23 protein-coding genes are annotated in these 21,772 nt (G+C 30.7%); 10 read left to right on the top strand and 13 right to left on the bottom strand.

What is annotated here, in order from left to right:
• Nucleotides 1–8 precede the first annotated feature (8 nt).
• Nucleotides 9–599, bottom strand: a complete 591-nt coding sequence (locus K0039_RS06795; RefSeq protein ID WP_228104299.1) for a GNAT family N-acetyltransferase — start codon at nucleotides 597–599, stop codon at nucleotides 9–11.
• 251 nt (nucleotides 600–850) lie between these two features.
• Between K0039_RS06795 and K0039_RS06790 the strand changes: the two genes are divergently transcribed.
• Genes K0039_RS06790 through K0039_RS06780 form a run of 3 tightly spaced genes read left to right on the top strand, consistent with a single transcriptional unit; the run spans nucleotide 851 to nucleotide 1,490 of the window.
• The gene (locus K0039_RS06790; protein WP_228104298.1) at nucleotides 851–1,072 is read left to right on the top strand and encodes a DUF1659 domain-containing protein; all 222 of its coding nucleotides are present in this window, start codon (nucleotides 851–853) and stop codon (nucleotides 1,070–1,072) included.
• Nucleotides 1,073–1,103: 31 nt separating this feature from the next.
• Complete coding sequence (locus K0039_RS06785) at nucleotides 1,104–1,328, top strand: DUF2922 domain-containing protein (protein WP_228104297.1); 225 nt, start codon at nucleotides 1,104–1,106, stop codon at nucleotides 1,326–1,328.
• 15 nt (nucleotides 1,329–1,343) lie between these two features.
• Nucleotides 1,344–1,490, top strand: coding sequence for a YvrJ family protein (locus K0039_RS06780; protein WP_228104296.1), 147 nt, complete (start codon nucleotides 1,344–1,346; stop codon nucleotides 1,488–1,490).
• A gap of 47 nt (nucleotides 1,491–1,537) precedes the next feature.
• On the opposite strand, the gene K0039_RS06775 is transcribed toward K0039_RS06780, so the two are convergent.
• The 6 genes from K0039_RS06775 to K0039_RS06750 form a co-directional block, all read right to left on the bottom strand.
• Nucleotides 1,538–2,971, bottom strand: a complete 1,434-nt coding sequence (locus K0039_RS06775; RefSeq protein WP_228104295.1) for an FGGY-family carbohydrate kinase — start codon at nucleotides 2,969–2,971, stop codon at nucleotides 1,538–1,540.
• Nucleotides 2,972–2,982: 11 nt separating this feature from the next.
• A complete protein-coding gene (locus K0039_RS06770; protein ID WP_228104294.1) occupies nucleotides 2,983–3,969 on the bottom strand; it encodes a 2-hydroxyacid dehydrogenase in 987 nt (328 codons plus the stop codon).
• A gap of 23 nt (nucleotides 3,970–3,992) precedes the next feature.
• Nucleotides 3,993–5,045, bottom strand: coding sequence for an S-methyl-5-thioribose-1-phosphate isomerase (locus tag K0039_RS06765; protein WP_228104293.1), 1,053 nt, complete (start codon nucleotides 5,043–5,045; stop codon nucleotides 3,993–3,995).
• 70 nt (nucleotides 5,046–5,115) lie between these two features.
• Nucleotides 5,116–6,318 carry an S-methyl-5-thioribose kinase gene (gene mtnK, locus K0039_RS06760; RefSeq protein ID WP_228104292.1) on the bottom strand — a complete coding sequence of 401 codons (1,203 nt, stop codon included), beginning with the start codon at nucleotides 6,316–6,318 and terminating at the stop codon, nucleotides 5,116–5,118.
• Nucleotides 6,319–6,363: 45 nt separating this feature from the next.
• Complete coding sequence (locus tag K0039_RS06755; RefSeq protein WP_228104291.1) at nucleotides 6,364–7,707, bottom strand: Na+/H+ antiporter NhaC family protein; 1,344 nt, start codon at nucleotides 7,705–7,707, stop codon at nucleotides 6,364–6,366.
• Nucleotides 7,708–7,924: 217 nt separating this feature from the next.
• Nucleotides 7,925–8,515 carry a class II aldolase/adducin family protein gene (locus tag K0039_RS06750; RefSeq protein ID WP_228104290.1) on the bottom strand — a complete coding sequence of 197 codons (591 nt, stop codon included), beginning with the start codon at nucleotides 8,513–8,515 and terminating at the stop codon, nucleotides 7,925–7,927.
• 260 nt (nucleotides 8,516–8,775) lie between these two features.
• Between K0039_RS06750 and K0039_RS06745 the strand changes: the two genes are divergently transcribed.
• From K0039_RS06745 to K0039_RS06725, 5 genes are all read left to right on the top strand, one after another.
• Complete coding sequence (locus tag K0039_RS06745) at nucleotides 8,776–9,573, top strand: DeoR/GlpR family DNA-binding transcription regulator (protein ID WP_018589510.1); 798 nt, start codon at nucleotides 8,776–8,778, stop codon at nucleotides 9,571–9,573.
• Nucleotides 9,566–10,732, top strand: a complete 1,167-nt coding sequence (locus tag K0039_RS06740; protein WP_228104289.1) for an iron-containing alcohol dehydrogenase — start codon at nucleotides 9,566–9,568, stop codon at nucleotides 10,730–10,732. Before K0039_RS06745 ends, K0039_RS06740 begins: the two co-directional genes overlap by 8 nt.
• Before the next feature lie 49 nt (nucleotides 10,733–10,781).
• A complete protein-coding gene (gene megL / locus K0039_RS06735; RefSeq protein WP_228104288.1) occupies nucleotides 10,782–11,966 on the top strand; it encodes a methionine gamma-lyase in 1,185 nt (394 codons plus the stop codon).
• Nucleotides 11,967–12,129: 163 nt separating this feature from the next.
• On the top strand, nucleotides 12,130–12,948 hold the full coding sequence (locus K0039_RS06730) for a delta-lactam-biosynthetic de-N-acetylase (RefSeq protein WP_228104287.1): 819 nt from the start codon (nucleotides 12,130–12,132) through the stop codon (nucleotides 12,946–12,948).
• A gap of 85 nt (nucleotides 12,949–13,033) precedes the next feature.
• The gene (locus K0039_RS06725) at nucleotides 13,034–13,735 is read left to right on the top strand and encodes a superoxide dismutase (protein WP_272491543.1); all 702 of its coding nucleotides are present in this window, start codon (nucleotides 13,034–13,036) and stop codon (nucleotides 13,733–13,735) included.
• A 44-nt stretch (nucleotides 13,736–13,779) separates the two neighbouring features.
• Here K0039_RS06725 and K0039_RS06720 read toward each other — a convergent pair whose 3' ends face one another.
• From K0039_RS06720 to K0039_RS06705, 4 genes are all read right to left on the bottom strand, one after another.
• On the bottom strand, nucleotides 13,780–15,171 hold the full coding sequence (locus K0039_RS06720) for a GntP family permease (protein ID WP_228104286.1): 1,392 nt from the start codon (nucleotides 15,169–15,171) through the stop codon (nucleotides 13,780–13,782).
• Between the two features lie 148 nt (nucleotides 15,172–15,319).
• The gene (gene pdxA, locus K0039_RS06715; RefSeq protein ID WP_228104285.1) at nucleotides 15,320–16,318 is read right to left on the bottom strand and encodes a 4-hydroxythreonine-4-phosphate dehydrogenase PdxA; all 999 of its coding nucleotides are present in this window, start codon (nucleotides 16,316–16,318) and stop codon (nucleotides 15,320–15,322) included.
• A gap of 197 nt (nucleotides 16,319–16,515) precedes the next feature.
• Nucleotides 16,516–17,829, bottom strand: coding sequence for a four-carbon acid sugar kinase family protein (locus K0039_RS06710; RefSeq protein ID WP_228104284.1), 1,314 nt, complete (start codon nucleotides 17,827–17,829; stop codon nucleotides 16,516–16,518).
• Nucleotides 17,830–17,844: 15 nt separating this feature from the next.
• Entirely contained in the window at nucleotides 17,845–18,606 is a 762-nt protein-coding gene (locus tag K0039_RS06705; protein ID WP_228104283.1) for a DeoR/GlpR family DNA-binding transcription regulator, read from the bottom strand.
• A 306-nt stretch (nucleotides 18,607–18,912) separates the two neighbouring features.
• Here K0039_RS06705 and K0039_RS06700 point away from each other — a divergent pair, with 306 nt between their 5' ends.
• Entirely contained in the window at nucleotides 18,913–19,398 is a 486-nt protein-coding gene (locus tag K0039_RS06700; RefSeq protein WP_018589501.1) for a C-GCAxxG-C-C family protein, read from the top strand.
• Between the two features lie 11 nt (nucleotides 19,399–19,409).
• Entirely contained in the window at nucleotides 19,410–20,339 is a 930-nt protein-coding gene (locus K0039_RS06695; RefSeq protein ID WP_228104282.1) for a TDT family transporter, read from the top strand.
• Between the two features lie 59 nt (nucleotides 20,340–20,398).
• Here the strand turns inward: K0039_RS06695 and K0039_RS06690 are convergent, their stop codons facing one another.
• Together K0039_RS06690 and K0039_RS06685 are read right to left on the bottom strand one after the other, a co-directional pair.
• Nucleotides 20,399–21,118 carry an amino acid ABC transporter ATP-binding protein gene (locus K0039_RS06690; protein ID WP_265589437.1) on the bottom strand — a complete coding sequence of 240 codons (720 nt, stop codon included), beginning with the start codon at nucleotides 21,116–21,118 and terminating at the stop codon, nucleotides 20,399–20,401.
• Nucleotides 21,106–21,771, bottom strand: coding sequence for an amino acid ABC transporter permease (locus tag K0039_RS06685; protein WP_228104281.1), 666 nt, complete (start codon nucleotides 21,769–21,771; stop codon nucleotides 21,106–21,108). The genes K0039_RS06690 and K0039_RS06685 overlap by 13 nt, the downstream gene beginning before the upstream one ends.
• Nucleotide 21,772 lies beyond the last annotated feature (1 nt).

The raw sequence follows: 21,772 nt of genomic DNA, 5'->3' as shown, positions 1-21,772 counted from the left end.
TAATCTCCCTAATTTTCTTCTTTAGGTTCAAATCTCTTATCAAATTCCTCTACAGCTTCTTCATCCACATTGTAGCAATCATCAAAAACATAGAATCCACTTACATCATCCAATGCATCTTTTTTAAGTGATTTAACCATAAAAAATGGAGCTTCATCTTCCATAGGTATTCCTTCCATATGAACACCATATTTGGATGCCGATTCAAATCCAAATCTACTATAGTAGCTGTTATCTCCCGTAATAAACACAGCAGAATATCCAAGCTTGGCAGTCTTTTGTAATGTTTCTAAAATTAGCTTACTTCCTATACCCTTTCCTTGGAACTTTGGCATAATGCTTAGTGGTCCAAAAGTAATAAAAGTTTCATTATCAATTCCTTTAATATGTCCCTTTGTGTAAGCTATATGACCTATAATTTTGTTGTTATATACAGCAACTAACTCCAATTCTTCAATGGATTTTTTATCCTTGTGCATATTATGTATCACTAAATGCTCACAACACCCAGGTCTGTAAATATTCCAAAATGCTTCTCTTGTCAAAATTTCTACTTCTTTATAGTCATTTGTGCTTATGTTTCTAAGTACTAAACTCATATATTCTCCTTATAAAATAATAATTTTAAATCTTCATTGTATCATATTTACTTATTTTACTAAATTAGGTCCCGATTTATTCTAGCATAAAACTTCTAAATATATTTTTCAACTTTATTTTTAATTTCCCACTATTATTTAAGTAGAAAGTGAGCTCACAAATAAAACTGGCAAGGTTCATGTGGCCAAGAATATATCCTTGCTAGCGCTTCGATAAATCCGTTGCTAAAAAAATTTAAGGAGGTAATAATATGGCAGTAGTTTCAACACCCAACGCTTCATCTGTTAAAGTTAAATTTGATCATGGTACAGATTTAAATGGAGACAGAATAGTAAAAACTAAGACTTTTTCAAGTATAAAATCAGGTGCTTCAAATGAAAATATTATGGCTGTAGTTAATGTCATAGCAAGTATGCAACAACATACTTTAAGTGGTACAAACAGAGTGGATAACTCTTCTTTATCAGAGTAGTAAATTAATTTAATTTTTAGGAGGTTAAAATATGGATGAAAAAAAAATTGTAATGACATTTAAAAATACTTTAGGTAATAGCTTTTCTATTACTGTTGAAGATCCAAGGGAAGACCTTGAAGAACAAGAGATAATAGATGCTATGAACTTAATAAAAGATAAAAATATCTTCCAACCAAAGGGGTATGACATAGTCACTTGTGTATCTGCTAAGGTAGTTGAATCTACAACTACTGAGTACGATTTGGAAGTATAGTTTGAGGTGATATATATGGATAATATTCAATCTATCATAGCAAATCTTGGCTTTCCTATTGCAATTTCTCTCTATTTATTAGTTAGAATTGAAGGAAAGTTGCAAGCTTTAACTGATAGTATTAATGAGCTATCCGGCAATATTATCAAACTTAATAAGTAAAAAGAAAGTGTGTATTTTCATTTGAAGATACACACTTTTTATATTAGTTAATTAATATTTTTTCTAGTTTCAAACCATTGATTATAGTATTTTTTAATAAAATGATTTTTAGACGGATAATAAATAATGCAACCTTTATCTATATCTCCATTATTTATTTTAAAATACTCATTACAAATCTTTATACCGCCATTAAGTGATGCTTGAGAAGAACCTTTCCTAACATACAATTTCTTATTTGTTAGATTTGCTATCATTTGACTTACAAACTCAGATTGTAAGCCACCTCCACAACCTAAAATATAATCATTGCTATTTACAATTAAATCATTTAAATTACAATATTGAAGATATGTTGAACAAGCTATATCTGCTGCTACTGACCACATAAAATCATATTTATCTATGTTTCCATCAAACGGAGGTCTCATAATAAATCCACCTGTTTTTATGGATTTAGCTTCATCAAAAAATAAGGTTGATAAAATAGAAATACATTTATAGTTATCCTTATTAAATAATTCTTTGTCAATTTCCTCATAAGATACATCTTGACATAACAAATTTTTAAGTCGTTGATAATTTAAACCTGTAACTCCAGGGTTTGTTTCTATTTGATAATTTTCACCTTTTAAGTTACTATCAGTCCAACATCTTTCTTCTTTATCATAAATCCTATCATTTGAAATTGCTACTACAGGAGAAGTTGTTCCTGATACTATAGCTACTTCTCCTTCTTTTATCTCAATTCCTTTTACTGCTACTTGTGTATCTGCTCCTCCTACAATAAACACGCAATCTTCATCAATTCCTAATGCTTGACACAATTTAGAGCTTATGTTTCCTATTATTTCCCCAGCTGATTTTATATCAGGTAATATATTTTTATCAACACCAAAATAGTCACATAATACTGATGACCAATCAAGATTATCTATATCAAATAATTGTGTTTCACATGCTTGAGAAGGTTCAATACATATCTTTCCTGTAAATATTTCTCCGATCCATTCACTTAAACTTGTAAATTTAAATATTTCATTGTATATATCTATATGTTTTTTCTTTAAGCCTAATAATTTTGCTGCTGGAAAATCACATGTAAGCCATCTTCCGCTTTTTTTATAAACATCAACTGAATTTCCCACATCACTTACCCATGCTTCACCTCTGTTGTCTATATTTGGTAGTCCATAAAAGGCTTCGCCAAGCTTATTGTATAATACAATACTTTGACGTGCTCCCACAGAAGTTATGGCAGATATTTTTATTTCAGGAAATTCATTAATAATCTCTTTTATATAATTTAAAATTTGTTTAGACCAATCTGTCGGTATAAAATACTGGGCATCCTCATACTCATAATCTCTGTAGTAATTATTTTCAAATGATTTAATACAAAGAATTTCTCCACTGGAAGATACTAATCCAACTCTTGTATTACCCGTTCCCAAATCAACTATTAAATAATTTTTATCCATAATTAGGCTCCTTATAGCAAAATCTGTTTATTAAACACTATTTTATCTAAGTCTTCCTTTTTAAGCCATTTCTTTAGTCTTTCAGTTATTATATCAGATTGATGATCTGTTACTTCGTGTGTTGCACCGCAAATATGAGGTGTAAGTAAAACATTATCTAATTCAACTATTTTTAAATCTTCTTTTGTCGGTGGCTCAGTTTCTAGTACATCTAATATAGCACCTTTTATTTTTTTATCACTAAGTATGTTGTAAAGATCTTTATTATTTACTACTGCTGTCCTAGCTGTATTTACAAATATAGCTTCTGGTTTCATAAGCGACAACAAAGACATATTAATCATATTTTTTGTGCTTTCTAATACCGGTAAGTGAATAGAAACTATATCACATTTTTTAAAAATACTTTCTAAGTCTTCTTTAATGTAGTTTTCTTTGCGATTTTCTACAAAAGGATCGTAGAATGAAATTTTCATTCCAAATGATTCTAGCATTTTAGCTGCTGATTGACCTACAGCTCCAAATCCGACAAATCCAATTGATTTGCCTTGTAACTCATTTCCCATCCAAGAATAGTAAGGAGTTGTTCCTTCTACCCACTTTCCATCTTTTATCCATTGCATAGATTGTGGAATGTTTCTCATATATGTAATCAAAAGACCTACTAACATCTCTGCAACAGCTTGTGCATTTCTAGCAGGTGTGCAAAGTATAGGTATATTAGCTTTGTTACATGCTTGAACATCAATATTTGCAGGGTTAGCCCTACAGTCACCTATGACTTTTAACTTTGTATAATTTGTTACTACTTTTTCTGTTATTCTATCTAACTCTGTAATTAATGCATCTGGTTCATATTTATTTAATACTTCTAGCATTTCATCTTCATAATATCTTTCACCTGAGTCAGTCCAAGGTTCATATATTACTTCTTCAAACATTTCTTCTAGTTCTTTTCTTCTTTCTTCTATTATTGGTGCTCTTACTAATAATTTCATATATTTCCCCCTTATTAAAAATTTTAATAAAATTCTTTGACTTCACTATCAAAATATCTAATCAAATCATATGGTGAATATATTCCTTTATCAGTGACAATCCCACTAATTAAGCTAGGTGGTGTTATATCAAATGAAGGATAAATACCCTTTACTTCTTCTAAAGTATTTTTGATACCTCTATAACTTAATACTTGCTGTGGATCTCTTTCTTCTATTATAATATCTGTACCTTTTTCTTTATCAATATCTGGTATTCCCGTAACAAAATAAGGTATAGAAAAATGTTTTGCTAATAATGCTATTTGATAAGTTCCTATTTTATTTGCAATGTGTCCATCTTTAGCTATTGTATCTGCAGCTGACGTGAATAAGTCTATATTTTTATGTTCCATTGCATAAGCTATCATATTATCAGTTATTACAGTTGTATCAAATCCCATTTGAGAACAACAACTAGATGTAAGCCTAGCACCTTGCAAATAAGGTCTTGTTTCTGCACAGTATACTTTTATATCATTATTTCTTTTTTTAGCTGCGCGCAACATCATTCCTATAATTGTTTCTCCAAAACATTGAGTAAGGATTGTTCCATTCTTAGGAAACATATCTGCTAAATATTCCCCTACTATTTCCATAGTAGAATATCTTCTATTTAATGAGTCTATGGTTCTGCTAAATACAGCATCTACAGGATTTTGTCCACTATCTACGGCTTTTTTCCATTCTTTGAGACATCCATTTGTTATAAGTCCCATACGATTTGCCGTAGTTGGTCTTGCATGAGAAATAGTATAAGATGCTTTTTCCATATACTCCAATTGATCTTTTTCTTTTTTATCCTTAGCTTCGAATGCAGCTAATGCCATTCCCATTCCTGCTGCTGTATATGGTCCTGCACTTTGAGTAACCATATCCTGAATAGCTTTTGCAACTTCTTCGTGTGTTGTACACTCAACAAATTTTACCTCTGTTGGATAAATACGTCTATCTAATATTCTTGCTTTTCCATCTTCATACCATGCCACATTCTCATACTGAAGCATGAAAGCTAAATCTTGATCCATTCTCTTCATAATAATAAACCTCATTTTAAGTAACAGAGTAGTAACTATAATTACTACTCTGTAAATTTTTATATTTTAATTAAGATAATACTAATTCAAACTCTCTTACTACATCTTTTCCTTCTAAAAATTTATCTCTATTATTAACTAGACTAATGCCCATTTTTATTAAACTTCTCTCCATCGGCAATCTTTTATTTATATCTTCAACAGATGTAACTTCTATTACCTTCGAGTCACCAACTACTCTACGTATTATTTCAGTTCCAGCATATCCAAAAGAATCTGATAGCACTCTCTTTATGTAATCTTCTTTAAAATGCTTATTATATAAATCGAAAGTAACTAAATCATCATATTTTTCTGAAAATTTATTCGTGAATAAATTTATTGTGTCTTCTATAGTAGATGAAATCCAGTCAAAGAACTCTTCGTTATTCCTATCTGTATAATATTTGTTAGCCCAAGCGAAGAATAGATTACCTATTACATTTCCAATGTCATATCCCATAGGACCATAAAAGGCAAATTCGGGGTCAATCACTTTTAATCCATCTTTATTTATAAATATTGAGCCAGAGTGCAGATCTCCGTGTATTAAAGCTTGAGTTTGATTCATGAATTTGTCACGAAGAATAGCCACTTCTTTCTTTAGTTTATCGTCATTATACAAAAACTCTTCTACAAATTCTTTGTTTTCATCTAATATTATATTTCTACCTTTATAATCATAATATGGTTCAGTAAATACTAAATCCTCACTGATATCACATAGTTCAATATTAGTAAACAATTTCACATATTGTTTTTTTGTTGCTCTATCAATAACTAAATCCGTAGTAGGCAATAAAGTATTAACTAAAAATGTCGAGATACTATCCGCCAAGCAATCAAACGTTTTCCCCTGCATTAATTCAGTTCTAAGATTTTTATATTGAGATATATCTTCCATTGAAAGAGCACACATATTCTCATCATAATGAAATACCTTAGGCACAAATTCTTTTGCAAGTTTGCCTTCAATCATAAGGATTTCTGCTTCTATCTTATTTCTATATACATCTAATGGCCTTCCTGATGACCTTAAAAATTTATCTGCTTGCTTAATAATAATAGATTTTCCAGTTGATTCTTCCCATACTTTGAACACATAGTTAATATTTCCATCCCCGATTTCTATACACTCTAATATAGATTCTTCTTGAAAATATCCTAACTTATCCTTTGCATACTCTTTTGCCGTATTAGTATTCATTAAAAAATGATCTAAATACTTTTCCATGTCACGCCCCCCAATATATAAAATAGATAATTCACGTTATAATTTTTATTCTTCAAGTTGATTAACTACTAATTTTGGCTTTGCTTTTGATGCCATCTTTGGCCAACCTATTAATATGAATATTACTCCAAATACTATCATTAGCATAGAATACCAGCAATAAGGTAAGATTGCAGCTGGGGATATTCCTGCTAATGCACCTGCCGTTAGTAATTGTCCTCCATATGGTAATAACCCTTGGAAACCAGATGAGAATAAGTCAAGAATACTTGCTGTTCTAGCTCTTGAAATATTATATTCATCTGCTATATCTCTAGCTATAGGTCCTGCTGCTATAATTGATATAGTATTGTTAGTTGTTGATATATCTATTAAACTTACTAATGCTGCTATTGATAACTCTGCACCGCGAGCAGTTTTTGTTTTTCTAGTTAACTTATAAAGTAACCAATCTATACCACCAAGATAATTCATTAGTGCAACTAAACCACCTACTAATACAGCTATCAAAGCCATATCCTCCATCCAAGTCATACCTTCATGAATTACAGTTAAAGATCCTATTAAAGTAAAGTCACCATGCATGACTCCTATTATTACTCCTACAAGTACACCTGTACTCATTACTGTTATAACATTTACTCCTAGTAAGGATAACACTATCACTATTACATAGGGAATCATATTCACAAAACTATACTCTCCAGCAGCTGCAGTTGATGCACTACCCATTGGTTGGAAATATAGTAATACTAAAGTAATAATAACTGCTGGTAAAACCATTAATATGTTTGCTTTAAATTTATCTCTCATTGGTATATCTTGAGTACGTGTAGCTGCTATTGTAGTATCAGAAATAAATGATAAGTTATCACCAAATAATGCACCTCCTACAACTACTCCACATACTAGAGCCATGTTAAAACCTGTTGCACTAGAAAGAGACACAGCAATTGGCATTAAAGCTGATACTGTTCCCATTGAAGTTCCCATTGAGAAACTTAATATACACCCTATTACAAATAATCCCGGTAGTACCATATTAGAAGGTAATATACTTAAACCAAAATTGGTAACAGAATCACTAGCATGCATCGCACCAGCAATTCCATAGAACGCACCTGCCAATAAGAATATAACTACCATAAGTACCAAGGTACTATCTCCTGCTCCTTTACAAAACATAGTAACCTTTTCTTCAAATGTAAGCTTTTCTTCTCCTTTTTTATTTAGGACTAAAGCTATACCAATTGCAATTGTTATACCTATCATTAAAGGCATATTATCAAAACTTCCTGTTCCTATACCAATGGCAAAATACAAAACTAAAAATACACACAGTGGCACTAATCCTAAAAAACTACCCTTTGACTTCTTATTATTTTCCATTTTTTCCTCCTAAAATAATTTATTGGATTTTTATAATCTATAAAATAATTTTGGAGTATGAAACTTATATGAATCCTTTTATAATTTTTGAATAAGTACGATTAGAGTAAATTCTTTATAAATGATTTATATATAATTGAAGTGTGTTTATGTATGAAAATAAATATAGATCTATTATTAGAATGCAGACTCATTTAAAGCTTCATACTTATTATTTTTAGTCTAAAATAACTGGAACTCCTGATGTTTTTGCATAGTAATAAATTTTTGCTGCATCTTCAACATATTCTGCTGCTACGAAAGCATCTTCCATAGTTTTACCAACTGAAATAACTCCATGATTTGCTAATAAACAAGCTGTACGATCTTCTAAATATGGTAATATAACTTGAGCTAATTCTTCAGATCCAGCTGGTCTAAAAGGTGCTACTTTAACATCTCCACCTAAAAAAGGTTTCATTTCTATTAATATTAATGGTATGTCTTGATGGTTAACTGCAAACCCTGTTGCTATTGATGAATGTGTATGAACAATTGCATTTACTTCTGGGTATTTTTTATATACTTCTATATGCATCTTCCACTCTGAAGATGGTTTTTGACCCTCTACTTTTGAATTTCCTTCTTCATCAATTTCTACAATATCTTCTTCAGTCATAATATCGTAAGATAATCCACTTGCAGTTATTAAATAACTATCGTCTCCTCCATCAACATTTCTTATACTTATATTTCCACTTGTTCCTGCTACTAATTTTTCAGCGTATAATTTTTTTGCTGCGTCTAATACTAATTTTCTTGAGTTCATTTTTGCCTCCCCCTTCTCTATTTACCATAAATGTATCACATGAATAGTCAAAAAACAACATTTTCTCAAGAAATATCGTTTTATTTTTTGTTATTTTGACCGATTAATTTAGTTATTGTTGTTTTTTGTGAGTTATTGTTATTTTTATATTGCATTCTAAAATTAATTCATCTACAATTAAATCATACAAATACCATAATTAGTAAAAAAATTATAATTAATAAATATAGGTATAAATATTGATTATTAAGGAGTTAACTATGTTAAAAATAGATAGACATAATATTATAGAGAAAGAATTACATAAAAAAAGAAGCGTACTAATCTCTGATTTAAGCAAGCTACTAGAATGTAGTGAAGAAACTATAAGAAGAGATTTAAGAGAAATGGAAAAGGCCAATAAATTATGTAGAATTCATGGAGGAGCATATCTACCAGAAAAATATGATAAGGGTGTTCCAATACAATTAAGAGAAACTTTTTATATTGAAGAAAAAGAACAGATGGCCCAAAGAGCTTTAAACTGTATTAAAGATAATGATGTTATAATGTTAGATTCAAGTACAACATGCTTAAAATTGGCAGAAGCACTAATTGCTTCTCAACTTAATATAACACTTATCACTAATTCACTTAGAATTTGTAATTTATGCGAAAGTTACCAGTCTAATATTAATCTAATATGTCTAGGGGGTAAATTTCACTCAAGCACAAGCTCATTTATTGGATATCATACTTTAGATAATCTAAGTGTTTATTATGCAGATAAATGCTTCATAAGTTGTCCATTTGTAGACACTAAATATGGGTTATCCGATAACAACTTTGATAGTGCCAAAATAAGAGAATTGATGATTAAGAATTCAAAGGAACACTTTTTATTAATGGATCATACAAAGGTTGGCAATAAATCTGATATCTTATTTGCAAACCTTAAGGATATAGATGTTTTAATAACTGATTATAAGTTATCTAGGGAATGGACTGAAACTTGTAAAAAATTAAATTGCAAAATAGATTATGCTTTAATAAATAAGGAGGTTTTAAATAATGATTAATTTCCAGTACTATAATCCATCAAGAGTAATATTTGGTAAAGGCTCAGAACAAAATATAAAGCAACTGTTAAAAGATTATAATGTAACTTCTCTGTTTTTAATTTATGGTGGAAGCACTGTAAAAAAATTAGGAATATGGGATACAGTTAATAAGGCTTGCGAGGAATTAGGAATTAAATTTACTGAAAAAGGTGGTGTTGTTCCTAATCCTAAAATTGAACATGTTAGAGAACTTATAGAAGTAGGTAAAGAAAATAATGTAGACTTTATTCTCGCAGTTGGAGGTGGTAGTTCTATGGATACAGCTAAAGCCGTATCTGTAGGAATACCTTATGATGGAGATGTATGGAACTTTTTTGAAGGTAAAGATTCAATTTCAGCAGCACTTCCAATTGGTGTAATTTCAACAATACCTGCAAGTGGTTCAGAAACATCTAACTGCTCTATTATTTCAAATGGGCTTTATAAGCTAGGCATTGAAAGCGATTTTATAATACCTAAATTTGCAATCATGAACCCTGAATTTACTTTAACATTACCACAATACCAAACTGCATGTGGAATAGCAGATATATTATCTCATTTATTAGAACGTTATTTTACTGATACTAAATATGTAGATACAACAGACTATTTAATTGAAGGAGCTTGTAAAGCCCTTATTCTAAATGCAGAAAGATTAATGAAAAACCCTAATGATATAAATGCGCGCTCTGAAATTCAGTGGCTAGCTTCCATAGCACATAATAATTTGCTAGATACTGGACGAGTATCTGATTGGGGATCACATAGAATAGAGCATGAACTAAGTGCTCAATATGAACTAACTCATGGTGAAGGTATGGCTATAGTTTTAGTTGCTTGGACAAAGTACATGGCCTATAATAAACCTTCAAAACTTGCACAATTGGCAAACCGCCTGTTTAACATAGATTATAATAATTACTCTGAAGAAGAAATGGCCCTTAAATTATCTCATCACTTAAACGACTTCTTTATTTCACTAAATTTAAATACTAAATTATCACAAAAAGGCATAACAGATGAACATTTTGAATTAATGGCAATGCGTGCTACTAATAATAATCAATCAACAGCTGGCCACTACATACCTTTAGACGCATCCAAATTTGTAGATATCTTAAAATTAGCTTTATAATTATTAATTTTTATTAATAAAAACAATATATACTTAGGAGGACTTTTCAATGAAAGTTAAAGGATTTGCAACAAAGGCTATACATGCAGGACATCACAAAAATGCAGCAGGTGCATTAGGACTACCAATATATCAAACTTCAACATTTGTTTTTGACAGTGCAGAGCAAGGAAGAAAAAGATTTGAGGGAGAAGAAGAAGGATATATATATTCTCGATTAGGTAACCCTACTAATACATCATTAGAAGAAAAAATTGCTGAGCTAGAAGGTGCTGAAGCTTGTATCTCAACTGCATCTGGCATGGGTGCAATATCTTCAACATTGTGGACAGCATTAAAAGCTGGAGATCATGTACTAGCTAGTGATACTCTTTATGGTTGTACTCAAGCATTATTATCTAGAGGTTTAACTAAATTTGCAATCGAGGTTGACTTTGTTGATTTCACTGATTTAGAAAAAATAAAAAATTCTATAAAACCTAATACAAGAGTTGTATACTTTGAAACACCTGCTAACCCAACGCTTAGATTATATGATATTGAAAAAATATGTGAAATAGCTCATAGCCAAGAAAACGTGTTAGTTATGGTTGATAATACATTCTGTACACCTTATATCCAAAGACCTTTGTCACTTGGAGCTGATGTTGTTTTACATTCTGCTACTAAATTCTTAAATGGACATGGTGATGTTATAGCTGGTTTTATAGTTGGATATAGTGAATTTATAAATGAAGTTAGATTTGAAGGTATAAAAGATTTTACTGGTGCTGTTCTAAGCCCAAATGATGCCTTTTTAATAAATAGAGGACTTAAAACATTAGCAGTGAGAATGGAACAACACTGTTCAAACGCTATGAAAGTAGCTAAATTCTTAGAGGAACATCCAGCAATAGAGAGCATAAACTACCCTGGATTAGAAAGTTTCCCTCAATTTGAATTAGCTAAAAAACAAATGGCTCTACCTGGAGCAATGATATCTTTTGAAGTAAAAGGTGGTGTTGAAGCAGGCGAAAAACTAATGAATACATTAAATCTTTGTACATTAGCTGTAAGCTTAGGAGATGCAGAAACATTAATTGAGCATCCAGCTTCTATGACTCACTCAGCTTGTACTCCTGAAGAACGTGCAAATGCAAATATAACTGACGGTTTAGTAAGACTAGCTGTTGGACTTGAAAATGTAGAAGATATAATAGATGATTTAAAAAGTGCATTAGATTTACTTATATAAATAGTCCCCCTATTAGACAATAGAATTAATATAAAAAAAGAAAGTGTATATTTTCATATAGAAGATACGCACTTTCTTTTTTATATTTTCCACTTATAATCTCCTTATTGTATGGAATCATAATTAATGTAAGAATTCAATTTTAAACAAAGAAGGTGTTTTTTTGAAGAAATTTGTTTCAATTTTACTTTTATCATCTTTATGTATTCCTTTATTTGGTTTTTCTAAAGCTAATACAGCTGTTCACAACATTAACAGTGAAAAATTAGAAATGAAAGTCATGGACTTAGACAACACTTGCATCGACTGGTTTTTTATACCAAATGATAAATTTAGAACTCCACAAATTAATGAAGAGTTAAAGTTTAATTTAAGCGATTACGATGCATTTTACAATGGTCCAAAGCAGCCTAACAAAAAATCCTTATATTTAACTTTTGACGAAGGTTATGAAAACGGACATACAGATCAGATTTTAGATGTTTTAAAAGAAAAGAATGTTAAGGCTATTTTCTTTGTTACTTCTCATTATATTACTTATTCTCCTGACACTGTAAAAAGAATGGTAGCTGAGGGTCATGTTGTAGCAAATCATACAAATCACCACTACTCTATGCCTACTGTTACTTATTCTTCTGATGCTTTTAATAAAGAACTTACTGACGTGGAAAATAAGTTTAAAGAATTAACTGGGAAAGATATGCCTAAGTTTTTTAGACCTCCCATGGGTAAATATTCACAGAAAAGTTTAGCCATGACTAAGGATTTAGGTTATAAAACTATATTTTGGAGCTTTGCTTATGGTGATTATGAAGCTACTAATCAACCTTCACCTGGATATGCTAAGCAACATATATTAGGTCACCTTCACGAGGGTTCTATCATACTTTTACATGCCATATCTAAGACTAATGCAGATATACTTGGAGAAATTATAGATGAATCAAGAAATAACGGCTACGAATTTTATCTATTGCCATAAATTATCAAAAATTTCTTACAATTTATTATTTATTTGAAATATTATTCAATAATCTAAGAAATACTACTATTGAGGTGATATAAATATGAGAAAAAAATTATTAGCTGTTTCCTTATCCTTTTTATTATTATTTACAAGTTGTATAACTTCATTTTCATTAGATATGAAAAGTGCTTCCAAGTTTACAGCAAAACCACTGCCATACTCTTATGATGCTTTAGAACCATACATATGTAAAGAAATCATGATTCTACATCACGACAAGCATTATCAAACTTATGTAGATAATTTAAATAAAACTTTAGAAAACTATCCCAAATATAAAAGCTACTCCGTAGAGAAACTTTTAAAAAGTCTAGACTGTCTTCCAAAGGAAATATCTACTTCTGTAAGAAATAATGGTGGCGGAGTTTATAATCATGAATTTTTCTTTAATATCATGACCCCTGACAAAACTGAAGTTTCAGGAAAATTAAAAAATGCCATAGAAAGAGATTTTAATAGTTACGATAATTTTATAGATGAGTTTAAAAAATCAGCCTTAGGAGTATTTGGTTTTGGATGGGCATGGCTTGTATCTGATTGTAATGGAAAGTTGTTCATAATTACAACAGCTAATCAAGACTCTCCCATATCATATATTTACACTCCTATAATTGGAATTGATGTTTGGGAACATGCTTACTATTTGCAGTATAAAAATAAAAGAGCTGACTATATTGACAACTGGATAAATGTCATAAATTGGAACAAAGCTCTAGAAAATTATACTTCTAGCTTAAAATAAGAATTATTAAAAGCGTAGACTTGGTCTACGCTTTTACTTTAATATTACATAAACATATTTAATATCATTAACTCTACAAATCCTACAGCCCATACTATTGTACTTGCTATAGAATAACCCCTTAATTGTTCCTTAACTTCAGTAACACCTAAAGTTCTATTAACAACCCAGAAGTATGAATCATTAAAGTGAGAGAATACTAATGAACCCATACAAGCTGATAACACTGCAAGTTCAGGTGATAATCCAAGTGTTGCCATCATTGGAGCTGTTACAGATGCTGCTGTTGTCATGGCAACTGTACCACTTCCTTGTATTAGTCTTACTATTGATGATATGGCAAATGGTATTATTACTGCTGGTAGTGCTGTATTTGCAATAAGCCCTGCTATGTAGTCTCCTGCACCAGAGTCTCTTATTATCATACCTAAAGCTCCACCTGCACCAGTAACTAACATTATTACCCCTGCAGATTTTATACCTTTTTCCATAGTGTTTGTAATTTCTTTTTTGTCTTGGTTTTTACCTAGTCCGTATATTGCTATTATCAAACCTAAACCAACAGCTATAACTGGAGCTCCTAAGAAGTTTATTACTTCTATAAATCCACCTTCTAGAGCCATTTGCGTAGTAACTGTCTTTAATAATATTAATATTATCGGTGCAAATATTGGCATAAATGACATAAATGCTGATGGTAATACTTCTTCACTGTCCATTAAAGTTGCTGCTACTTCGCTATTAGCAATTGCTCCTAAATCTTCGCTACTTAAATAGCTTTCACCATCTTCACTTGGTACTTTATATTGTTTTGCTCCTATGTACTTAGCATAAAGAAGTCCAACTAGTGTCATTGGTATAGCACAAACAATTCCTAATAATAATGTTGTTCCCACATTTGCACCATATATTCCTGCAACTCCTACAGGTCCTGGAGTAGGCGGTACTAATGTATGTGTGATAACTAGACCTAATGCTAGTGATAAACCTAAAGATATAACTGATTTTTTTGTGTTTCTTGATATTGATTTTGCCAGTGGTGATAAGATTACGAATCCTGAATCACAGAAAATTGGTATTGATACTAAAAACCCTGTAATAGCTAGAGCTAATTCTTCTCTGCCCTTACCTAATTTTTCAACGAATATTTGAGCCATCTTTTTTGCTGCTCCTGATACTTCAAATATTTCACCCATCATAACACCAAATCCAATAATTATACCTATACTACCAAGTGTATTACCAAATCCAGTTGTTATACTGTTTACTACATCTCCAGCTGGCATTCCACCAACTAATCCTGTTATTGATGCACTTATTATCATTGCTAAGAATGGATGCACCTTAGTTTTTAACATCATAAATATTAATAATGTTATTCCAAGGCCTAGACCTATTAATATTTGCGGTCCTGATACAACTAATTCGTTATTCATTATGATTCCCCCAAGTTAATAAATTTTTAATTTTAAATTTTATATAAATTACATTTAATAAACTTTAGTGACAATGTATCTAAACTTCGCATACCCATTAGCGTATGCGTTGGTTTAGATACATTGTTCTATATGGATAAATTGTAGCTTACTTTTTATTAAAGTTTGGAGCGTACTGTCCAGCAAGTCTTATTGCTTCTACTAAACTTATTTCATCTGCTATGTTTTTCCAAGCTATATCAAATGCTGTTCCATGGTCAACAGACGTTCTTAAGAATGGCATGTTGTTTGTTATAGATATAGTTCTGTGGAAGTCTACAGTTTTTGTAGCTATATGACCTTGGTCATGATATAGAGAAAGTACTGCATCAAACTTCCCTTGTAATCCAAAGAAGAATACTGAGTCTGCACCTATTGGACCTACCACGTCTATTCCTTCTTTTCTTGCTCTTTCTATTGCTGGTTCTATTTCTCTTTCTTCATCTCCAAATAATCCATGCTCTCCACAGTGAGGATTTAGGCCCGCCACTGCCATTTTAGGAGTATCTATTCCTAATTGTCTTAGAGCTTCTTTTGATCTTATTATGAATTCATACATATTTTCCTCAGTAACTAAGTCGCAAGCTTTTTTAAGTGATACGTGTCTGCTTAAGAAAAATACTCTTAAATCTCTTACTTGGAACATAGTTAAAGGATTATGTGTTTTTGTTAAATCTTCTAATACTTCTGTATGGCCTATGTATGGCACATTACCTGCTTTAAATGATTCTTTGTTAAGTGGTGTAGTTGCTATAGCTTTAACTTTTTCTGCCATAGCGTAATCAATTGATTTAGCTAAATATTCAAAAGCAGCCTTTCCACACATTCCACTAACTTGTCCTGGTTCAAATTTGTTCATATCTATGTTATCTATGTTTACTAAATTTAATGTTTTGTTGTTGTAGTTCCCATCTTCTGGATTTTCTATAATATTTATTTTCATATCCACTTTACAAACTTCTATAGCTTTTTCTAATATTTCTTTATTTCCAAATACAACTATGTTTGCATAAGTGTTTGTTTCCTCTTTAGCTATGGATTTGACCACAATCTCCGGTCCTATTCCTGCTGGATCTCCTAAAGGTACTCCTATATATTCTCTATTCATAACTATTCCTCCAAATTTAACTTCATAATTTATACTATTTAAGCAACGGATATACCTGTAGCGCTAGCAAAATGATTCGCCGACACGTCGCTCAAAGGTATATCGTTGGCGCCATGGGCGTAGCGAATTTTAAGCAACGGGAATTGCTGAGCTTGTTGAATCAATTCCGTTGGCGCTATGAGCGCAGCGAATTTTCATTATTTCATATAATATTGTGTTGATATTTTTGTTGCTAAGTAATCTATACAAAGAGATAATGTTTTCTTATCACCTATAAGGCCTCCCTTTGTTATGGCTGCCATATTAGGATATTTTCCTCCAATAAATCTGCCATATACTGCTAGTGGTATTATCTCGTCTTTTATATCTATACCTTCAACGCCTAGCCTTTTCATAACTTCCATAGTTACATCTCCACCACTAGTGTATAATGCTCCTATGGATGAATTTGATAATTCTAAAGCTAGCTCTGTTATTTTTGCTAAACCTTTGTTTATTTTAACTGATATTGCTTCTTCATCTATCCCCAGTTTCTTAGACAGTTCACTTAAATTTAATACTTCATCTTCCCTTGTTATTGTAGTTATCCCAACAATATTGGATGTATTGAGTTTCAATTTTCCTTCTATTATATGTAATACTCTTTCAATCTCTTTGTCTATTTTTTCATCATCTATAAGTTTTAATGGATTCACTTTCACAAGAGCTGGTGATTTTGTTGCAACTAAATATTCTATTTGACCTATGGTAGTTTTACTTACACTTCCTATGGCAAAGAAAACTTTCTTACCTTGCTCTACTTGAGATGATCCATATCTAGCATTCATTAAACATTTAGTAAATGGTCCTGGATCAACAGGAATAACATTTAATTTTATTAGTGCAGATGCTTTTGCTATTGTTTCTATTTCATCATTAGTTACTGCATCTACAACAATTATTCTGTTTCCTTCATCTACTAATAAATTTATTTTCCTACTTAAAAATTCTTCTCCTCTTAAGACATCACTAATTTGTATATCAGCTACCTTGAATTTACTTTGGCTTTGTATTATTTCTTTTACACTTGAATTAGTAACTGGACATTTTGGATCTTTTGCCACCAAAGTATTTTGAAGTGGCACTGAGTTTACTAATAAAAATCCACCTATAGAAATTCTTCCTGAATCAGGATAAGATGCCACAACTACAGCTATGGATTCTTTATCTTGATCTAAGATAGCATCTATTTCTGAGCCTATATTTCCTCTTAAAGTTGAATCTATTCTTTTTGTATATATTGGTTGTAAATGCTTTACTCTTTCTACTTCTTTGCTCACTCTTTCATAAGCTTCTTCTTTAGTAACACCTCTACTATCAGTGCTTACAGCTACTACATCACAACGACTCATATTTTCATCGTTTAGAAGTCTAGAATCTATAAATGTAGAACATTTAAAGCCTTCCTTTGCTAATAAAACACTTGTTGCATTTGCGCCTGTAAGATCATCGGCTATTACATATAATTTCATATGTCTCCCCCATCTTTAAACTAATTTTATGTTTACACCTTCATCTTCCATTTTCTTTAGTGTCTCCTCTTCCAAACCTTCATCGGTAATAACTATTTCAAAATCTTTTAAGTTTCTAATTTTAGTAAAACTTCTTTTGTTAAATTTTGAATTATCAGTTACAAGTACTCTATGGGTAGATACATCTATCATAGTTTGTTTTACCTTTGCCTTGTTTGGAACAAAAGCTGCTAGTTCTAAGTTTTGATTTATGGCACTTGCTCCCACAAAACATATATCTGCATTTATATTGCTTAAGAAATCTATTGTATAAGTATCTAAACAACTACCTGTGTTTCTTTGAATTCTTCCACCTGTGCAATAAACTTCTAAATTTTCATACTTCATTAAGTAAGCAGCAATTAATATATCTGTTGTAATTACTTTTAAATTACTTTTGTCTACTAATAGCTTTGCAATTTCCATACAAGTTGTACCTGCATCCAATATTACTATGGAATTGTCATTTATAAGTTTTACTGCTTCTTTTGCAATTCTTACTTTTTCTTCCATGTAGCATTTTTCTTTGTCTGCATAGTCAACTTCCTTTACCATTGAGCTATCTATTACAGCCCCGCCAAATACCCTAGTTATAAGACCGTCTTTTTCCATCTTATCTAAATCTCTTCTTATGGTCATTGTTGCTACTTGACAAATATCAGCTAATTCATTTACTGTAGCATTTTTATTTTTCACTATATAATCATATATTTTTTTATGTCTATCTAATTGGAACATTATAATACCTTCTTTTCATGTTTATTTTGAAGTTCGTTTATGTTCATCTATGTTTATATTATTCCATAAACTTTTATAAACCGCAACACTTTTTGTTTATTTGTGTTCGTTTATTTAATAACAAACAATTTTGAACATAATTGAACATAATTTATTATACCTTAATCATATAAACATATCAAAACTTGCCTTACTTATAGATTATTTCAATTTATACACTATTCTTATAGATATTTATGATTTGAATAAAACTCTACAAAAACTTATAATATTCCTGTAAATAAAACATTTTCATGGAGGTATATTATGAATATAAAAAAGGAAGTAAGTATTAATAAAATTACTAAAGATGCAGAAGAACTATTTCGTGGTGGATTTTTTTGCTCAGAGGCAGTAGTTAGTGCAATTCGTTCTAACTTTGAGTTGGATATACCAGAAGAGGTAATATCAATGGCTTCAGGATTCCCAGTTGGTATAGGACGTTCTAAATGTTTATGTGGTGCAGTATCTGGTGGCGTTATGACACTTGGATTATTTTTTGGACGTACCAAACAAGGGGATCCAAAAGTGGAAAAAAACTTGGAGTTATCAAAAGAGTTACATGACTGGTTTAAAGTAGCTAACGGAAAAAATGCCCTATGTTGTCGTATTCTTACAAAAGAATTTGATATGAGCGTAGGAGCTCACAAAGAACAGTGCATATATTTCACTGGATTAGTGGCTGGTAAAGTTGCTGAAATAGTTGTAAGAGAACTTAATCTAGTTAATACTGACGTTTTAGAACATGCATAGGAGTTAAAATTATGATAAAGAAAATACCAATTCCTATTGCTGGAGTAATGCTTGGATTTGCAGCCCTAGGTAATTTACTTCAAAGCTACTCTGAATCCATTCGTCTAATATGCGGTATAATTTCTGCATTATTAGGGCTATTATTGATTTGTAAATGTATTGCTTATCCTTCTATGATAAAAGAAGATATGAAAAATCCAATTATGGCAAGTGTCTCTGGGACTTTTCCCATGGCATTAATGCTTTTATCAGCTTATATAAAACCTTATATAGGACCTAGCGCTATTTATATTTGGTACCTTGCCATAGGTTTGCATATTGCTTTAATCATATATTTTACAAAAGAATTTATTTTGAAATTTGATATGAAGAAAGTATTTACCAGTTATTACATAGTTTATGTAGGAATTGTAGTTGCTAGTGTTTCAGCGCCAGCTTTTGAAAAGACAAATCTAGGTACAATATTGTTTTGGTTTGGTTTAATTTCTTGTTTAATTTTACTTGTAGTTGTTACGAACAGATATGTAAAATACAAAGAAGTTCCACCACCTGCTAAACCTTTATTTTGTATATATGCAGCTCCTGTAAGTCTATGCCTTGCTGGATATATTCAATCAGTTGAAACAAAATCAGTAGTAATGATAGGATTTTTAGCAATTTTATCATTAATAATTTATATTGTGGTATTATGCCAATTACCTAAATATTTAAAAATGCCTTTCTTCCCAAGTTATGCAACATTTACATTTCCTTTTGTTATAAGTGCAATTGGAATGAAAATGACTATGGCTTGTTTAGGTAAGATGGGTTATGTTGTACCTTTTATAAATTATATCGTACTATTGCAAACTATTATTGCTACAATACTTGTAATTTACACTTTAATAAGATTTATAATGTTTATTTTACCAAGTAAAAAAACTGAGTTAGTTTCTCAATAATTAATAATAATAAATCCCAGGATACAAAGTACCCTGGGATTTATTATATTCTATATTACTTATATAATTATGTTTTCTAAAAAATCCTTTAATCTTTCACTCTCATGAGTATAAAATTCATCTGGTTTCCCATCAAAATATATTTTTCCTTTATCTAAAAAGATTACTCTAGTTGAGATGTCTAAAGCCATTTTTATTTCATGAGTCACAATAACCATTGTATACCCTTCTTCTACCAATTGTTTTATAGTTTTAAAAACTTCAAAGGAAAGTTGAGGATCTAGAGATGATGTAGGCTCATCAAAAAGTATTATATCTGGTTCCATTGAAAGAGCTCTAGCTATAGCTACCCTTTGCTTTTGTCCTCCAGATAATTCGTTTGGATAATAATTTGCTTTATCACCTAGTTTAACTTTTTCCAATAAAGACTTAGCTATTTTTTTAGCCTTATCTTTTTTAATTCCTCTTACATTATCTAAAGGATTTACTATGTTATTTATAACAGTATAGTGTGGAAACAAATTAAAGTTTTGAAATACCATTCCAACTTTACCTGCAACAGAGCTATGACTATTTACTTTTTCATTGTTAACATAAATGTTTCCACCTTGTATTTTTTCAATTCCATTAATACATCTTACCAAGGTACTTTTACCAGAACCACTGGCTCCTACCAAGGATATAATTTCACCCTTTTTTATATCTAAAGATATTCCCTTTATTACATCTAATTTATCATAACTTTTATGTACATTTTCTAATTTAATTATTGACTCCATCTTGTACTTCTCCCTTCTATAAACTTAGCTAGAAGTGAAATTGAGTAAGTCATTACAAGATATATTAACGCAATTACTAAATATACTTCAAATGGTCTTAATGTTCTAGCATAAATTTGATTTCCTACCCTAGTTATTTCAGCAATTGAAATTATGGATACTAAAGAAGTTTCTTTTATTATGCTAGCAAAGGAATTCATTAATGATGGAAGGGCTACTCTAAATGATTGAGGTAATATTATTTGAATATAAGTTTTTACCTTTGAGTATCCAAGGGAAAATGCTGCTTCGTATTGCCCCTTATCTATGGATAAAATTGCGCCTCTAATTATTTCAGACATATATGCTGCAGAATTTAAAGATAGTCCAATAATTGCACATGTCATAGGCTCAAGTGTAATATTGAAAGATGGCAATCCATAGTAAATTAGAAATAGCTGAACCAATAAAGGTGTACCTCTAAATACTTCAACGTAAACACCTAGAATAATTTTAATTGTTTTTGGAACCTTGTATGCTCTTAAAAAGCCTATCATAATTGATAGTAATAAACTTATAAAAAATGTCCATATTCCCAATTGTAAAGTTATTTTTGCTGCATCTACAAATTGATGCATATATGGTATTAAAAATCTAAAATCTAAATTATTCATA

Source organism: Terrisporobacter mayombei (assembly GCF_020748465.1).
Taxonomy (GTDB): Bacteria; Bacillota; Clostridia; order Peptostreptococcales; family Peptostreptococcaceae; genus Terrisporobacter; species Terrisporobacter mayombei.
The sequence above is the reverse complement of the archived record's forward strand: the minus strand, read 5'-3'. Positions and strand labels throughout refer to the sequence as shown.

What these genes read in the sequence shown, in the direction of transcription:
- mtnK (WP_228104292.1), bottom strand. Translation starts at nt 6,318, where the DNA reads ATGGAAAAGTATTTAGATCATTTTTTAATGAATACTAATACGGCAAAA.
- K0039_RS06770 (WP_228104294.1), bottom strand. Translation starts at nt 3,969, where the DNA reads ATGAAATTATTAGTAAGAGCACCAATAATAGAAGAAAGAAGAAAAGAA.
- K0039_RS06720 (WP_228104286.1), bottom strand. Translation starts at nt 15,171, where the DNA reads ATGAATAACGAATTAGTTGTATCAGGACCGCAAATATTAATAGGTCTA.
- K0039_RS06740 (WP_228104289.1), top strand. Translation starts at nt 9,566, where the DNA reads ATGATTAATTTCCAGTACTATAATCCATCAAGAGTAATATTTGGTAAA.
- K0039_RS06695 (WP_228104282.1), top strand. Translation starts at nt 19,410, where the DNA reads ATGATAAAGAAAATACCAATTCCTATTGCTGGAGTAATGCTTGGATTT.
- megL (WP_228104288.1), top strand. Translation starts at nt 10,782, where the DNA reads ATGAAAGTTAAAGGATTTGCAACAAAGGCTATACATGCAGGACATCAC.
- K0039_RS06775 (WP_228104295.1), bottom strand. Translation starts at nt 2,971, where the DNA reads ATGGATAAAAATTATTTAATAGTTGATTTGGGAACGGGTAATACAAGA.
- K0039_RS06785 (WP_228104297.1), top strand. Translation starts at nt 1,104, where the DNA reads ATGGATGAAAAAAAAATTGTAATGACATTTAAAAATACTTTAGGTAAT.
- K0039_RS06765 (WP_228104293.1), bottom strand. Translation starts at nt 5,045, where the DNA reads ATGAAGAGAATGGATCAAGATTTAGCTTTCATGCTTCAGTATGAGAAT.
- K0039_RS06725 (WP_272491543.1), top strand. Translation starts at nt 13,034, where the DNA reads ATGAGAAAAAAATTATTAGCTGTTTCCTTATCCTTTTTATTATTATTT.
- K0039_RS06745 (WP_018589510.1), top strand. Translation starts at nt 8,776, where the DNA reads ATGTTAAAAATAGATAGACATAATATTATAGAGAAAGAATTACATAAA.
- K0039_RS06790 (WP_228104298.1), top strand. Translation starts at nt 851, where the DNA reads ATGGCAGTAGTTTCAACACCCAACGCTTCATCTGTTAAAGTTAAATTT.
- K0039_RS06685 (WP_228104281.1), bottom strand. Translation starts at nt 21,771, where the DNA reads ATGAATAATTTAGATTTTAGATTTTTAATACCATATATGCATCAATTT.
- K0039_RS06705 (WP_228104283.1), bottom strand. Translation starts at nt 18,606, where the DNA reads ATGTTCCAATTAGATAGACATAAAAAAATATATGATTATATAGTGAAA.
- K0039_RS06710 (WP_228104284.1), bottom strand. Translation starts at nt 17,829, where the DNA reads ATGAAATTATATGTAATAGCCGATGATCTTACAGGCGCAAATGCAACA.
- K0039_RS06755 (WP_228104291.1), bottom strand. Translation starts at nt 7,707, where the DNA reads ATGGAAAATAATAAGAAGTCAAAGGGTAGTTTTTTAGGATTAGTGCCA.
- K0039_RS06700 (WP_018589501.1), top strand. Translation starts at nt 18,913, where the DNA reads ATGAATATAAAAAAGGAAGTAAGTATTAATAAAATTACTAAAGATGCA.
- K0039_RS06690 (WP_265589437.1), bottom strand. Translation starts at nt 21,118, where the DNA reads ATGGAGTCAATAATTAAATTAGAAAATGTACATAAAAGTTATGATAAA.
- K0039_RS06795 (WP_228104299.1), bottom strand. Translation starts at nt 599, where the DNA reads ATGAGTTTAGTACTTAGAAACATAAGCACAAATGACTATAAAGAAGTA.
- K0039_RS06750 (WP_228104290.1), bottom strand. Translation starts at nt 8,515, where the DNA reads ATGAACTCAAGAAAATTAGTATTAGACGCAGCAAAAAAATTATACGCT.
- pdxA (WP_228104285.1), bottom strand. Translation starts at nt 16,318, where the DNA reads ATGAATAGAGAATATATAGGAGTACCTTTAGGAGATCCAGCAGGAATA.
- K0039_RS06780 (WP_228104296.1), top strand. Translation starts at nt 1,344, where the DNA reads ATGGATAATATTCAATCTATCATAGCAAATCTTGGCTTTCCTATTGCA.